The sequence below is a fragment of the Paraburkholderia aspalathi genome, from assembly GCF_900116445.1.
GTDB classification, from domain to species: domain Bacteria; phylum Pseudomonadota; class Gammaproteobacteria; order Burkholderiales; family Burkholderiaceae; genus Paraburkholderia; species Paraburkholderia aspalathi.
The window spans coordinates 106,524-121,081 of sequence record NZ_FPBH01000032.1; the positions used below are offsets into that span (position 1 = coordinate 106,524).

General features: G+C 60.8%; 10 protein-coding genes and 1 rRNA gene. 5 read left to right on the plus strand and 6 right to left on the minus strand.

What is annotated here, in order from left to right:
* Nucleotides 1-59: 59 nt before the first annotated feature.
* Together BM438_RS35825 and BM438_RS35830 are read left to right on the plus strand one after the other, a co-directional pair.
* Nucleotides 60-1,211 carry a glycosyltransferase family 4 protein gene (locus tag BM438_RS35825; RefSeq protein WP_093644553.1) on the plus strand — a complete coding sequence of 384 codons (1,152 nt, stop codon included), beginning with the start codon at nt 60-62 and terminating at the stop codon, nt 1,209-1,211.
* A complete protein-coding gene (locus tag BM438_RS35830; RefSeq protein ID WP_093644555.1) occupies nt 1,212-3,170 on the plus strand; it encodes a capsular polysaccharide biosynthesis protein in 1,959 nt (652 codons plus the stop codon). It begins immediately after the preceding gene.
* 79 nt (nt 3,171-3,249) lie between these two features.
* On the opposite strand, the gene cyoD is transcribed toward BM438_RS35830, so the two are convergent.
* The 5 genes from cyoD to BM438_RS35855 all read right to left on the minus strand — a co-directional run bounded on the left by cyoD (nt 3,250) and on the right by BM438_RS35855 (nt 9,031).
* Nucleotides 3,250-3,606 (minus strand): cytochrome o ubiquinol oxidase subunit IV, encoded by a 357-nt coding sequence (gene cyoD / locus BM438_RS35835; RefSeq protein ID WP_093644557.1) that lies wholly within the window; start codon nt 3,604-3,606, stop codon nt 3,250-3,252.
* Nucleotides 3,607-4,212 (minus strand): cytochrome o ubiquinol oxidase subunit III, encoded by a 606-nt coding sequence (cyoC, locus tag BM438_RS35840; RefSeq protein ID WP_054038616.1) that lies wholly within the window; start codon nt 4,210-4,212, stop codon nt 3,607-3,609.
* Nucleotides 4,212-6,200: a cytochrome o ubiquinol oxidase subunit I gene (gene cyoB, locus BM438_RS35845; RefSeq protein WP_093644559.1), complete on the minus strand. Its 1,989-nt coding sequence runs from the start codon at nt 6,198-6,200 to the stop codon at nt 4,212-4,214. Before cyoB ends, cyoC begins: the two co-directional genes overlap by 1 nt.
* A gap of 3 nt (nt 6,201-6,203) precedes the next feature.
* Nucleotides 6,204-7,103: a ubiquinol oxidase subunit II gene (gene cyoA, locus BM438_RS35850; RefSeq protein WP_093644561.1), complete on the minus strand. Its 900-nt coding sequence runs from the start codon at nt 7,101-7,103 to the stop codon at nt 6,204-6,206.
* A 374-nt stretch (nt 7,104-7,477) separates the two neighbouring features.
* Entirely contained in the window at nt 7,478-9,031 is a 1,554-nt protein-coding gene (locus BM438_RS35855) for an NADH-quinone oxidoreductase subunit M (RefSeq protein WP_093644582.1), read from the minus strand.
* Between the two features lie 686 nt (nt 9,032-9,717).
* Here BM438_RS35855 and BM438_RS35860 point away from each other — a divergent pair.
* From BM438_RS35860 to BM438_RS35870, 3 genes are all read left to right on the plus strand, one after another.
* Nucleotides 9,718-10,467 carry an ABC transporter ATP-binding protein gene (locus tag BM438_RS35860; protein WP_093644563.1) on the plus strand — a complete coding sequence of 250 codons (750 nt, stop codon included), beginning with the start codon at nt 9,718-9,720 and terminating at the stop codon, nt 10,465-10,467.
* Entirely contained in the window at nt 10,454-13,027 is a 2,574-nt protein-coding gene (locus tag BM438_RS35865; protein WP_425270758.1) for an FtsX-like permease family protein, read from the plus strand. The genes BM438_RS35860 and BM438_RS35865 overlap by 14 nt, the downstream gene beginning before the upstream one ends.
* 224 nt (nt 13,028-13,251) lie before the next feature.
* Nucleotides 13,252-14,319: a lipocalin-like domain-containing protein gene (locus tag BM438_RS35870; protein WP_093644586.1), complete on the plus strand. Its 1,068-nt coding sequence runs from the start codon at nt 13,252-13,254 to the stop codon at nt 14,317-14,319.
* 153 nt (nt 14,320-14,472) lie between these two features.
* Here the strand turns inward: BM438_RS35870 and rrf are convergent.
* Nucleotides 14,473-14,558 (minus strand): 5S ribosomal RNA (gene rrf, locus BM438_RS47095); the annotation flags it as partial.

Consider the following 14,558-nt stretch of genomic DNA (forward strand, 5'->3'; position numbering starts at 1 on the left):
GCGACTTACGCGATGTTACATTTTGACACAGTTCCCAAGACCTCGAAAGAATTTTCCGTATGAACCCCGCGATTTTTCTGGACGTTACTCGCCTCGTGAGTCGCCTCAATAATGGGCTGCTGCCCACCGGGATCGACCGTGTCGGACTTGCTTACATTCAAAAGTATGGCGCTCGAGCGCGCGCAATCCTTAGCGAGCGCGGCTTTGCCACGGTTTTAACCGAGAGAGATTCACAGCAAACGTTTGCAATGCTGCTCTCATCGATCCGCAATAGAAACGCTATTCGTGCCTTAGTCGTACGCGCGTGCCTTAATCGCTTGCGAGAAACAAGAATTAATGGTGTGTTGTTGCATACGAGTCACAACGGGATGGAATTCGGGCGTTATTACCGGGCCATGACACAGCGTCAAGTTCGCCCCGTATTCATGGTTCACGATTTAATTCCGTTAACCCACGCCGAATATTGCCGCCCGGGAGTAGATGCAACTCACCGGCATCGCATGCACACAGCGCTGATGCACGCGAGCGGCCTGATCGCCAATTCGCAAGCCACGCTCGACTCGCTCGCGGTCGAAGCCGAGCGCGCCGGTCTCAAGCTCCCGCCGAGCGTAGTCGCACGCCTCGCCTCAGGCGTCACCCAACGCCCACTCGTAGAGCGCCCACTGCCCTCACCCTACTTCGTGATGCTCGGCACGATCGAGCCGCGCAAGAACCACTGGTTCATCCTGCATGTATGGCGGCGTATCGCCGAACAACTCGGCGCAGCCGCACCGAAGCTGGTTGTAATCGGCCGGCGCGGCTGGGAATGCGAAAACGTTGTGGATATGCTGGAGCGCTGCGAAAGCCTCAAAGGCGTCGTGATAGAAGAAGCACACTGCTCCGACGAGCAGCTTCACGCTTATCTGCAGCACGCTCAGGCGCTACTGTTCCCATCATTTGTCGAGGGATACGGCATGCCGCTCGCCGAAGCGCTCGCCCTCAAGGTGCCGGTGCTCGCCAGCGACCTCGACGTTTTCCATGAAATCGCCGACGACATTCCGGACTATCTCGACCCACTCGACGGTCCCGGCTGGCTCGCCAGCATCCAGGCCTATGCCCAAGCCAGCAGCCCGGCGCGCGACGCACAATTGGCACGCATCAAACGCTTTCGCGAACCGACATGGGCGGAGCATTTCGAGCATGTCGACGGCTTTCTTGAGACGTTGCGTTAGATGAGAGAGCGTTCGGAACATCTGTGGATCGATCGATGGTTCGGGCGCCTCGCATTGCGCCTCGCCCGCGTCTGCGGCAAGGGCGTCAGCGTCGCGTGGCCTGGGCCGGTCTGGTCGCGAGGCGTATCCGGTACGCCCCTGTTGTCGTGGTTCACGGCACCGGTGACCGATGCTAGCGCCGATGCTTTCGCTCTCGCGATCAATTCGGCACTCACCGTCGCGCTCGAACACGATCGGAACGCCGGCGTCCCCCCCGAAGTCGAGCGACTGATGCAAAGGTTCGTGCACAGCCATGCCTCGACAAAGCGTCGGACGCAATACGGCTGCCCCGCCGCATTGCTCGAGACCAAACGCCTAACTCGCGTCATGCTGATTGACGAGCGTGCCCGTTCTTATGGACTCGGCGTAATAGCGGCTCGCAACACTCGTCGCGCCTTCTTGCGGATGGTGCAAGCCGCACGGTCAGCCCATCCGCAAGCCGAATTCTGGATCGCCCGATCGGATGACAAAGGTGCGGGGCGCTGGCTTTCTTCGTCGATTGACGGTATGCCGCCAGACGTTCGCCCCCTTGCCGATCACGAATCGCTGTGCGCCGCATTGCCTCATGTCGATCACGTCTACACGCTGGGCGCCTCGGAGGGCATGCATGCGCTGATGGCCGGCGCGCCCGTACATGTATTCGGCGCGCCCTATTACGCAGGCTGGGGATTGACCGACGACGATCTGCACTTGCCGAACCGCAGCGCACGGCCCACGCTCGCCGCCCTATTCGACGTGGTCTTCCTGCGCTTCACACGCTATCTGAATCCGTTCACGCACACGCCTGGCACGCTCGACGATCTGCTCGACAGCATCGAGCTGCAGCGGACCGTCCAGCATCGATTCGCGGATTTGCGGCACGTAGCAGGGATACGCTTCCAATGGTGGAAGCGCCCGTTTGCGACGCCATACGTAAGCGCCGGCGGCGCTACGTTACGCTGGACGCGCAAGCCGCAGTCCGTGCAAACGAACGAATGCGCAGTATTGTGGGGCGCGCGCAGCGCGGAAGGTCTTGCGCCCGGGGTTCGCCACGTCAGAATCGAAGACGGTTTCTTTCATTCGACAGGTCTCGGCTCCGACATGATCGCGCCGCGCAGTCAGGTGATCGACCGGCGCGGCCTCTATTTCGACGCGAGCCAGCCGAGCGATCTCAGCGTGCTGCTCAACGAAAGCGAGTTCAGCGCAACCGAACTGGCACGCGCCGCGGCACTGCGCGATCAGGTTGTCAGGCTCGGTGTCACCAAATACAACCTGGGCCGACGTCGCCCTGCGTGGACCGCACCGAAAGGCAAACAAGTCGTACTGGTCCCGGGCCAGGTCGCCGACGACGCATCGATCCGGCTCGGCACACGCGCCATCGGCACGGCCGACGCGCTACTACGCGAAGTACGCAGGCTGCGTCCCGACGCTTTCGTGGTCTACAAACCGCATCCGGATGTGCTGTCGGGTAATCGCAATGGACTGATCGATGCGCAGCAACTCGCGGACATGGTCGATACGGAAGCCGACTTGCTGTCGCTCGTCGACGTGGCGGACGAAGTGCACACACTCTCATCGCTCGCAGGCTTCGATGCATTGTTGCGCGGCAAAGCGGTCTTCACGTACGGGCTGCCTTTCTATGCGGGCTGGGGACTAACGCACGACGCACTCGCACCGGTGCCATGGCGGCATCGCACGCTAACGCTGGACATGTTATGCGCGGGCGTGCTGCTACGTTACCCGCTCTACTGGGACTGGCACACGCGTCTTTTCACAACGCCGGAAGCGGTAATCGAACAGCTCGCGCCGCAGGCCGCACGACCGCTCGAACAGGTTCGTGGCAACCGCATGCGGCCGCTGCTCAAAGCAATCCGCTGGACCCGCAACGGAATCCACCATACGTCATGGCGTTTCCGGCAGAGACTCACACCCCGTACATAACCGTCGCGCCGGAAAACGTAAAAAGCCCCGCAAAGTTTTCACCTTGCGGGGCTTTTTCTCAAGTGGCTACGTTTTCCGCCTAGCGGGACATCATATGCATGCTGACGTTATGCATGATCCACAATGACCCGACGATCAGAATCACGGCCGTGAGCACAGTGAAGCCGAACGCCATGACGTTCCAGCGCTGTGCCGACGACGCGTTCATGTGCAGGAAGAAAATCAGATGCACGACGATCTGCACGAACGCGAGGCCTGCGATTGCGAGCAGAGCGTTCTCGCCGGTCAACGTCCCGTTGAGGACGAGACCGAAAGCCGCGGCAGTCAGGATGACGGAGAGAATGAAACCCACCGTATAGCTGCCGAAGCTGCCGTGACTTTCTCCGCCGTGTCCTTCGTCCGGGTGCGCCAGATGTGAGTGATGGCTATGGTCCATTTAGATCACGCTCGCAAGATAGACAAAGGTGAAGACGCCAATCCACACGACGTCCAGAAAGTGCCAGAACAGGCTCAGGCACGTCAGGCGAATCATGTCGCGTTCGGTCAGATCGCGATGACGCATCACCTGCACGGCGAGCACCACCATCCAGATCAGGCCGCACGTCACGTGCAAACCGTGCGTGCCGACCAGCGTAAAGAACGACGACAGGAACGCGCTGCGGCTCGGGCCCGCACCCTGGGCGATCAGGTGCGAGAACTCACGCATTTCCAGCACGAGGAACGCGAGACCCAGCAGGAAGGTCACGCCGAGCCAGAAGAGCAGCACGCCCTTCCGGTTCTTGTGCGCGCCCAGCATCGCGAAGCCGTACGTGATACTGCTCAACAGCAGCATCGACGTTTCAAGCGCGACGCCCGGGATCTCGAACAGATCTTTACCGGTCGGGCCACCCGCGAACTGATGGCCCATCACCGCGAATACGGCGAAGAGCGCGGCAAAGATGATGCAGTCGGTCATCAGGTACAGCCAGAAACCGAATACCGATTGCGACGGCACATGGTCCGGCGCGAGATGCGGTTGAACCGCAATAGTCTTCTGTAGCATCAGTCCACCTCAACCGCAATGTGGGCACCAGCGCCGGAGCGTTTTTCTTCAATCAACGCGACCGTGTCGGCCGGGATGTAATAGCCGTCGTTGTCCTGGAAGCTATAGATGATCACCGCGCCGATTGCACCGACCAGGCCGACGATCGCCAGCCACCAGATGTGCCACACACCGGCAAAGCCGAGCGCCAGCGAAAACAGGCCAACCAGCAGACCCGCTGACGTATTCGACGGCATATGAATGTCGCGATACACCGGCTCTGCTTGCGGCGCTTTACGCGACTTCATGTCGGTGAACGCATCCAGCTTGCGCACTGTCGGGATGATCGCGAAGTTGTACACCGGCGGCGGCGAGCTCATCGCCCATTCCAGCGTATGACCGTTCCACGGATCGCCTGTGACGTCGCGATTTTCCGGCAGATTACGGTCGCGGATACTGACGTACAGCTGCGCCAGCTGGCAGGCAATGCCGATAGCGATCAGCCCCGCGCCGAATGCAGCGAGGATCAGCCACGGGTGCCATGCCGGATTGTCGTAATGGTTCAGACGGCGCGTCATGCCCATGAAGCCGAGCACATACAGCGGCATGAACGCGACATAGAAACCGACCAGCCAGAACCAGAACGCAGCCTTGCCGAGTTTTTCGTTCAGCTTGAAACCGAACGCTTTCGGGAACCAGTAGTTGAAACCGGCCAGATAACCGAACAGCACGCCACCGATGATCACATTGTGGAAGTGAGCGATCAGGAACAGGCTGTTGTGCAGCACGAAGTCCGCGCCCGGGATCGCCATCATCACGCCGGTCATCCCGCCGATCGTGAACGTGATCATGAAGCCGATCGTCCACAGTACAGGCGTGGTGAATTCCAGACGGCCCTTGTAGATCGTGAACAACCAGTTGAACACCTTCACGCCGGTCGGAATCGCAATCACCATCGTCGCAATGCCGAAGAACGCATTGACGTCGGCGCCCGAACCCATCGTGAAGAAGTGGTGCAGCCACACGAGGAACGACAGCACCATGATCGCGCAGGTTGCCCACACCATCGTCTTGTAGCCAAACAGCGGCTTCTTGGCGAAGGTAGCGACGACTTCCGAGAAAATACCGAACGCCGGCAGGATCAGGATGTACACCTCAGGGTGACCCCATGCCCAGATCAGGTTCAGGTACAGCATGGCGTTGCCGCCACCGTCGTTCGTGAAGAAGTGCATGCCGAGGTAGCGGTCCAGACCGAGCAACGCAAGCGTCACGGTCAGGATCGGGAACGAGGCCATGATCAGCACGTTGGTGCAGAGCGCGGTCCACGTGAACACCGGCATCTTCATCCAGGTCATGCCCGGGGCACGCATCTTCACGATCGTCGCGAAGAAGTTCACGCCGGTAAGCAAGGTGCCGATACCGGAGAGCTGCAAACTCCACAGGTAATAGTCGACCCCGACACCCGGACTGAACTGCAACTCCGACAGCGGCGGATAAGCCAACCAACCTGTTTGCGCGAACTCACCGATCACCAGCGACACGTTGATCAGAATCGCGCTGACCGCGGTCATCCAGAAGCTCAACGAGTTGATGAAGGGGAACGCAACGTCGCGCGCACCGATCTGCAGCGGCACGATCAGGTTCATCAGGCCGATCATGAATGCCATCGCCATGAAGAAAATCATGATGACGCCGTGGGCCGTGAACACCTGGTCATAGTGGTGCGGCGGCAGATAGCCGGGGCTCATATAGCCGAGCGCCTGTTGCAGACGCATCATGATCGCGTCCGAGAAGCCGCGCAGCAGCATGATCATCGCCACGATGATGTACATGATGCCGAGCTTCTTATGGTCGACGGAGGTCAGCCATTCCGTCCACAGGTAGCGCCATTTGCCGAGATAGGTGACCGTGCCGAGCACAGCCAACCCGACGAGCGCCATGAAGATGCCCGCGCCCACGATGATTGGCTCGTGGTACGGAATCGCATCGAGCGTAAGTTTTCCGAACATGCGTTACCCCTTACCCTTAGGCGCACAGTTAGCGTCGTTCATGTTGTCGAGGACGTTACCGTTGTTGTATCGGGCAATGATGTTGTGAAAGAGCTTCGGATCGACCGACGAGAAGTAGCGCACCGGCTCCTTCTCGGTAGGCGCCGACATCGCGTGATAGCGGTCCATGTCGAGACGGTCGGACGAGGCGCGGACCTTGCTGACCCACGCGTTGAATTCGTCGGGCGACGTGGCGAGCGCGCGGAACTTCATGTCCGAGAAGCCCTTGCCGCTGAAGTTCGCCGCGGTGCCTGCGTAGTTGCCGGCCTCGTCGGCGATCAGATGCAGACGCGTTTGCATGCCCGCCATCGCGTATATCTGGCCGCCGAGTTGCGGAATGAAGAAGGAGTTCATCACCGTGTCGGACGTGATGAGGAAGTTCACCGGCGTGCCGACCGGGAACGCCAGCTGGTTCACCGATGCAATGCCGAGGTCGGGATAGATGAAGAGCCACTTCCAGTCGAGTGCGACGACTTCGACGTTGATCGGCTTGACCTGCGACTCGAGCGGTTTATACGGATCGAGCTCGTGTGTGCTCTTCCACGTCAGCACGGCGAGGAACAGAATGATCAGCGTCGGAATCGTCCAGATGGCGATTTCAATGCCGGTGGAATGCACCCAACCCGGCTTGTACTCGGCATTCCTGTTCGACTCGCGATAGCGCCATGCGAACAGCAGCGTGAGCGCGATAACCGGAACGACCACGATCAGCATGGCCCAGAGCGACGTGGCAATCAGCTCACGTTCAGCCAGACCCACACTCCCCTTCGGATTCAAAACATCGAGGTTGCTGCAACCCGAGAGCAACAACACAAGGCCGGCGGAAAGGAAACCTGCCGACCCTCGCAGCGTTTTTCCTTTCATATCCATTGCCTTTCTTCTACGACTTCAACGAACGTCATTCGACCGCTCTCCATTAGTAAGCGATCGCATAATAGGGGGTCGTCAAGGGGATATAAACACTCGTTTTCGCAACGATCTATTGCGCCGCAACACCGTGTGACATGTTGCCGCACTGCTGTGCGCACGTGAGGGTTTGCAATGCGCTATTGCGAAGTGCCGGCGGGATCGCCGGATCACAAAAGTCCCTTCAAACAAGCATTAAAACGCAGCGTGACCTGAGCGATTAGGCTGCGCGGATGCCCAGAAAGGACGTATGTATGGGTGCGAAAAAGCGCGTCCGCCCTGGCAACATCCTGGCGACGGATGTTGCACCTGCGACACGCGCCTTGTTTTGATCAGCCCGGTGTGCGTGCCGCGACAGTAGCGGGCGCCGCAGCCTGCAGGTGCTCGCCACCGTCAGCCGGTACGGAGTCTGACGGATGCAGGCTACGTTCCGATTGCGCCAGCAGCGTGCCGACCGACGGGTCGATCGCATCGGTGAACGGCTTCGGATTGATACCGATGGCCAGCACCAGCAAAGCCATCGCGCCGAGCAGCACGAACTCGCGCTTGCCGAGGTCCTGAAGCTTCGCGACGCGTGCATTGGCAATCGCGCCGAAAATCACGCGCTTGTACATCCACAGCGTGTAGGCCGCGCTCAGGACCAGCGTGGAGGCCGCGATGGCGCCGATCCAGAAATTGAAGCGGATCGCGCCCATCAACACCATAAACTCGCCGACAAAACCCGAGGTACCCGGCAGACCGATATTGGCCATCGAGAACAGCATCACGAACGCGGCGAAGCGCGGCATCGTGTTGGCAACGCCGCCGTATTCAGCGATCGAAGCCGTCTTCGTGCGGTCGAAGAGCATGCCCGTGCACAGCAGCATCGCACCGGACACCACGCCGTACGACAGCATCTGCACGATCGCACCGGCCTGGCCGATACGGTTGAAGACGAACAGGCCGAGCGTCACGAGGCCCATGTGCGCGATCGTCGAATACGCGAGCAGGCGGCGCATGTCGGTCTGCACGAGTGCCAGCAGGCTCGAATAGATCACCGCGACCAGCGACAGCGTGATCATCATCGGCGCGAAGAAATGACTGGCTTGCGGGGCGATCGGCAACGCGAAACGCAGCAGACCGTAGCCGCCCAGCTTGAGCATGCCGATCATCACCGCGGCGCCGGTCGGGCCGTCAAGGTGGACGTCAGGCAGCCACGTGTGCAGCGGCCACATCGGCACCTTCACACCGAACGCAGCAAGGAAGCCGAGAAAGATCAGAACCTGCGGCCATGTGCCGAGGCGCGTTTCACGCCACAGCGCGAGGTCGAAGCTGTGCGTCTGCGCATACAGGTACAGCATCGACATCAGCATCATCAAAGAGCCGAGGAACGAGACGAAGAAGAACTTCACCGCAGCATACGAGCGGTTCGAATTGCCCCACGTCCCGATCAGCAGGTACAGCGGAATCAGCGTCGCTTCGAACGAGATGAAGAACAGCATGCCGTCCATCGACGTGAACACGCCCTGCATGAAACCCGACAGCATCAGGAAGGCGCCGAAGTACTGCGCGGTGCGCTCGGTGATCGACTCCCACGAGGCGACCACGATGATGATCGTGGTCAGCGCGGTCAACGCGACGAGCCACAGCGAAATGCCATCCACCCCCACGTGCCACGCGATATCGAATGTGGGCGACCAGCGGACGTTCTCGACGAACTGCATCGACGTCACGTCGTTACGGAAATTCGATACGAGCGGAATCACCGGCAGGAAACCCGCTATCGCGCCGATCAACGCGAGCCATCGCGTGCGGCTACGTGCCGCGTCCGATCCGGCACGCAAAACCACCAGGCCGGCGACAATAGGGATCCAGATGAGTAGGCTAAGAAGCGGAGGCAATGGCATGTGTTCTGTTGAAAACTTGAAATACAAAACGCCGCATCAATGCCTTCAAAAACGAAAGCATTGAAATGGATATGTAGGCTGGATTTCGCTGAAATTGACGTGGAAGCAGTGCTGCCTGCCTCACGTTTACCCGCAGTCGAATGACCAAGGGTGGGAGATTACCAAGATAAGAATACTTTTGCAGCGCAACAACGCTGCAACGCCCTTGGTAATGCATTGTTGCCACGCCTGCCCTTGCGAAACGCCGAAAAATGTGCAGACGCACAAAGCAATTTTCCCAGGGTATACACCATGCTTTTTACATGAAGAAGCAAGCAATTGGCGGGCGATTAGCCGCTCTTGCATAAGCGCTTAGACGAGACGATCGCGTCGAAATAAATCATTCTGGTGCACGACACGCCATCAAAGCCGATTTCGAGCCGCCGGCGAAAATTTAACGCGCCCACGAGCAGAAAATTTTTTTGATCCGGCACTCTAAAGAAGCGTCGGCGCGAGCCCGAAAAGACCCTATCGATCGGGGTGGCGGTTCATTATCGGACAGGTATCGGGCTATGGCGGCGCTCGCCTGCGAGCCTTACAGAACCCGAATATACTTCGGCGGTTCAGGGGCCGACGCTCGTGCGTAGTACGGTAGTTCTTCGCACGCCTGGACGCCGCCCTCACCGGCCAGACTTATCGGATACCGCATGCCGCTTCGTGATGAAGGTGTCGTTCCCGCGCTCGAATGCCGCGGGCTTGGCAAGACGTATGGCGCCGGCCGCATCGTGCTGGCGCACCTCGATTTCACGCTCGCGCCGGGTGAATTCGTCGCGATCATGGGTGACTCCGGCGTCGGCAAATCGACGCTGCTCAATCTCATTGCAGGGCTCGACCGTGCGGATAGCGGCGACGTGATCATCGACGGCAGCGCAGTCTCGCATCTGGATGACAACGCGGCAACGCGGTTGCGCCGGCAAAAACTGGGCTTCGTGTTCCAGGCGTTTCACGTACTGCCTCATCTGACGCTTGCACAGAATGTTGCGTTGCCGCTGCTGTTAAACGAGCTGCCCATGGCCGGCGCGCTCGAGATGCTGGCTGCCGTCGGCTTGAGTGGCCGTGGCGATGATTTTCCGCGGCAGCTGTCGGGCGGCGAGTTGCAACGCGTCGCCATTGCGCGGGCGCTCGTGCATCGTCCGAAACTGATTCTCGCCGACGAACCCACCGGCAACCTCGATCCCGATACCGCACACGAAGTACTCGGCCTGTTCCGCACGCAAAGCAAGGCAACCGGTGCGGCCACCATCATGGTCACGCACTCGGAGGCGGCCGCGGCAGTGGCGGACCGCATTCTGATTTTGAGCGACGGCGGTTTGCATGCTTCATTGGGGCGCAACGCCTTTTCCGGCTCGGCCCCCGACGCTCGATCCGCTGCGCGTTCAGCTGATGATGCACGCTGACCCGCGCCCACTGGAACGAATGCGAGGTCATCGCAGGCTCGCGCGTTGGCTGTTGGGCGCAGAGTGGCGCAGTCATCGCGGACGCGCACTGGTTGCAATCGCAACGATCGCGCTCGGCGTCGCGCTTGGCTACGCCGTTCAATTGATCAACAGTGCGGCCTTCAACGAGTTCTCGGCGGCGGCGCGCAGCCTGTCGGGCGAGGCCGATCTGCAGGTGCGCGGTGCGCAACCTTTATTCGACGAATCCATCTACCCGCGTTTGTCGGCTGAGCCTGGTGTAGTGCTGGCGAGTCCGGTACTGGCTCTCGATGTGACCGTACCGGATCAGAGCGCCGCATTGCCCGTACTCGGTATCGATGTCTTCAAGGCAAGCCGCATTGCCCCTGATCTGATCGGCGTGCCGTCGCCGGATCGGCCGTTCGATACCGTTGCGGCCGATACGATGTTTCTTTCGGCGGCGGCTCAACAATGGTTGAACGTGAAGATCGGCGATGACGTGGCACTGCAAAGCGGCACGTCGATCGTGCACTTTCGTGTGGCCGGCGGTCCCGTGAGAACAAGGCCGGGACAGCGGCTTGCGGTAATGGATATTGCCACCGCTCAGTGGAAGTTCGGCAAGGTGGGCAAGCTGTCGCGCATCGACGTGCAACTCGAACGCGGCGTCGATCGCGAACGCTTCAAACGTGATCTGCAAGCGCAACTCGGCAGCCGGTGGGTGATCTCCGAGACGCGCGACGCCGAAAGCCGCACCGATCGTTTGTCGCGCGCCTATCGAATCAATATGAACGTGCTCGCGCTGGTGGCGCTTTTCACTGGCGCGTTCCTCGTGTTTTCGACGCAGGCACTGGGCGTCGTGCGACGCCGTGCCCAGTTCGCAATGCTGCGCGTGCTTGGACTGACGCGCGGCCAGTTGCTGCGCCAGATCCTGATGGAAGGCGCACTGCTCGGCCTGCTCGGTTCGCTGTCCGGACTCGCGCTCGGCTATGCGATGGCGAGCGGCGCGTTGCGTTTTTTCGGCAGCGACCTGGGCGGTGGCTACTTTCCCGGCGTGCAGCCGCACGTCGGTTTCGAGCCGCTCGCTACCGCACTATTTCTGATCCTCGGCATCGCCGTGTCGGTATTAGGCAGTCTTGCCCCCGCGTTGGAGGCGGCGCGTGCGCAGCCCGCGGCGGCGCTCAAAGCCGGTGCCGAAGAAGGCGCACTAGCCCGGCTCGCTACGCCTTGGCCCGCGTTGGCATGTCTGCTGGTTGCCGCCGTGCTCACTCAAGTGCCGCCTCTGTTCGATGCGCCTATTGGCGGCTATCTGGCGGTTGCGCTGTTGCTGGTCGGTGGGATTGCGCTGATGCCGCGCGTGACGGCTTTGATCTTTGGCGCGGCAAGCCGTGCTATTGGCGCGCGGCGTCGGGCTGGCGCGGCGAGCACGTTGGCATTGGCGCGTCTCGCGAATGCGCCAGGCCATGCATCGATCGCAATGGGCGGCGTGCTGTCAAGCTTCGCGCTGATCGTCGCGATGGCGATCATGGTGGCGAGCTTCCGTGTTTCTGTCGAAGACTGGTTGGGCCACCTGCTCTCGGCCGATCTGTACGTTCGCGTGGCACCGAACGGCGACACCGGTGGCTTGCGCCCCGACGAACAGACTCTGCTGCGTACCGTGCCCGGCATCAAGACGGCAGCGTTCGCTCGCACCTCGCATCTCACGCTCGATCCTGCACGGCCGGACATCGCCGTGCTCGCCCGTGAAATCGACGCCGCTGATCCGGGCGCAAATCTGCAGATGACCGGGGCGGTGCTGCCTCCTTCCGAGTTGCATGAGGGCGAGACACCTGTTTGGGTATCCGAAGCAATGGTCGATCTGTATGGGTACAAGCTTGGTCAGCGCGTGCAGTTACCGCTTGGTGAGCGCGGCCACGTGTTCGTTGTAGCCGGTGTATGGCGTGATTACGTGCGGCAGACCGGTGCGATTCAGATACGGCTTGCGGATTATCGACGCCTAACCGCCGACACTGGCGCGACGGATGTGGCTGTCACCGTTCAACCGGGAACGAGCGTCGAACGCGTGATGGCCGGCCTGCGTGCGCTGCCCTTCGGCGCATCGCTGACCCTGTCGCAACCAGGCGAAATCCGTGCGCGTACGCTGGTCATTTTCGATCGAAGTTTTGCCGTCACTTATCTTCTCGAGGGAGTCGCGATCGTGATCGGCCTGTTCGGCGTCGCGGCGACGTTTTCCGCGCAGACACTCGCACGGGCCCGTGAGTTCGGCATGCTGCGGCATGTGGGCGTGACCCGCTCGCAGGTTCTCGCGATTCTTGCGCTCGAAGGCGGGATGCTCACCGCTTGCGGCATCGCGATGGGCTTCGTTCTTGGATTCGCGATCAGTCTGATCCTGGTGTTCGTCGTCAATCCGCAGTCGTTTCACTGGAGCATGTCGCTGCACGTTCCATGGACAGTGCTCGGCACGGTGGCGTTGGTGATGCTGGCTTCGTCGTGTTCGACGGCGGTGATTGCGGGACGAGGCGCGGTGTCGGTGGATGCGGTGCGCGCGGTGAAGGAGGATTGGTGATGGGTGGGTCGTCGCGGGAGGTGGTGCGGGAGTCGATGTATGACGTGGCGCACGGGTCGGCGTATCAAGCGACGTATCGAGCGACGGCGTGCTCTTATCGAGGAGCCGGTCGCCTCTGTCTGCCGAACAGCGCTTCAGGCAAGTCATCGGCTGCGCTGCCCCGCCTCGCAAGTGCACGGCGACTGAGCGCTACGATTCATGCGGCGTTGCTTTGGGTGGGTTTGATGGTCACCGCATCTGCGGTCGCCGCGACATCTGAGTTCGCAGCGGTCACGCCGGACCATTCGATCGTGCTGCCGCAAGATAGCGGCGCACACCCGGCTTTTCGCACCGAGTGGTGGTACGCAACAGGCTGGCTCACGACACCGGACAATCAGCCGCTCGGTTTCCAGATCACCTTCTTTCGCTCGGCAACCGGTCACGACGCAGCGGACCCGAGTGCGTTCGCACCATCGCAATTGATCGTTGCCCACGCCGCGTTAAGCGATCCTGCGCTTGGTCATCTGACGCACGATCAGCGCATTGCCCGCCAAGGCTTCGGGTTGGCGTATGCGAAGTCAGACAATACCGACGTCAAACTCGATGCATGGAAAATCGTCCGTGCCGGCGACGGTCACTACGACGTTACAGTGGACGCGAACGGATTCGCGCTGCGCCTCGCACTGACGCCGACGCAGGCTCCTTTGGTCCAGGGCGAACACGGCTACTCGCGCAAGGGTCCGCGGCCGGAACAGGCAAGCTATTACTACAGCGAGCCACAATTGCGCGTGACTGGCAGCGTAGTTCGACCGGTCTCGGCAGGCAGCAAATCGACGGGCGAAACGGCCGTTACCGGCGCGGCGTGGCTCGATCACGAATGGTCCAGCACGCTCCTCGATGCCGACGCGGTCGGATGGGATTGGCTCGGCGCCAATCTGACGGACGGTTCAGCCTTGATGGCTTTCAAGGTTCGCAGTCGCGATGGACACGCAATATGGGCACATGCCGCACTCAGAAATCGCGATGGTCAGGTGACGGCGTTCGGCCGCGATCAGGTCGATTTCACTCCAGTTCGCACATGGCGCTCGCCACGCACGAACACGTCGTATCCCGTGTCGATGACGGTCAAAACCGGCGCGCTTACGTGGCGCCTCGATCCGTTGATGGACGACCAGGAACTCGATTCCCGTCAGTCGACGGGCGCAGTGTATTGGGAAGGTGCCGTGCGGGTGAGTCGTGATGGTGCGGACGTTGGACGTGCTTATCTGGAACTGACGGGGTACGCGAACGCGCTGCGAATCGGGAAGGAGTGACTTGCCGGAAGAACTGGAGAAGTCCCGGCGTGAGCATGCCATCGTCGTCGTGATGACCCGGCTGGAGGCAGAAGGCTCTTTCTGCCTCTGCGTTCTGCGCCGTAAACGCAGAAACCCCACCTTTTAGGGTGGGATTTCTGGTCATGCTGGGGAGCCTGACGATTACCTACTTTCACACGGGAATCCGCACTATCATCGGCGTGGAGTCGTTTCACGGTCCTGTTCGGGATGGGAAGGGG

Bases quoted from the DNA above. Each gene is read 5' to 3' on its own strand.
- BM438_RS35855 (WP_093644582.1), bottom strand. From the start codon at position 9,031: ATGCCATTGCCTCCGCTTCTTAGCCTACTCATCTGGATCCCTATTGTC.
- cyoC (WP_054038616.1), bottom strand. From the start codon at position 4,212: ATGCTACAGAAGACTATTGCGGTTCAACCGCATCTCGCGCCGGACCAT.
- BM438_RS35860 (WP_093644563.1), top strand. From the start codon at position 9,718: ATGCCGCTTCGTGATGAAGGTGTCGTTCCCGCGCTCGAATGCCGCGGG.
- cyoD (WP_093644557.1), bottom strand. From the start codon at position 3,606: ATGGACCATAGCCATCACTCACATCTGGCGCACCCGGACGAAGGACAC.
- BM438_RS35870 (WP_093644586.1), top strand. From the start codon at position 13,252: ATGGTCACCGCATCTGCGGTCGCCGCGACATCTGAGTTCGCAGCGGTC.
- BM438_RS35830 (WP_093644555.1), top strand. From the start codon at position 1,212: ATGAGAGAGCGTTCGGAACATCTGTGGATCGATCGATGGTTCGGGCGC.
- BM438_RS35865 (WP_425270758.1), top strand. From the start codon at position 10,454: ATGATGCACGCTGACCCGCGCCCACTGGAACGAATGCGAGGTCATCGC.
- cyoA (WP_093644561.1), bottom strand. From the start codon at position 7,103: ATGAAAGGAAAAACGCTGCGAGGGTCGGCAGGTTTCCTTTCCGCCGGC.
- cyoB (WP_093644559.1), bottom strand. From the start codon at position 6,200: ATGTTCGGAAAACTTACGCTCGATGCGATTCCGTACCACGAGCCAATC.
- BM438_RS35825 (WP_093644553.1), top strand. From the start codon at position 60: ATGAACCCCGCGATTTTTCTGGACGTTACTCGCCTCGTGAGTCGCCTC.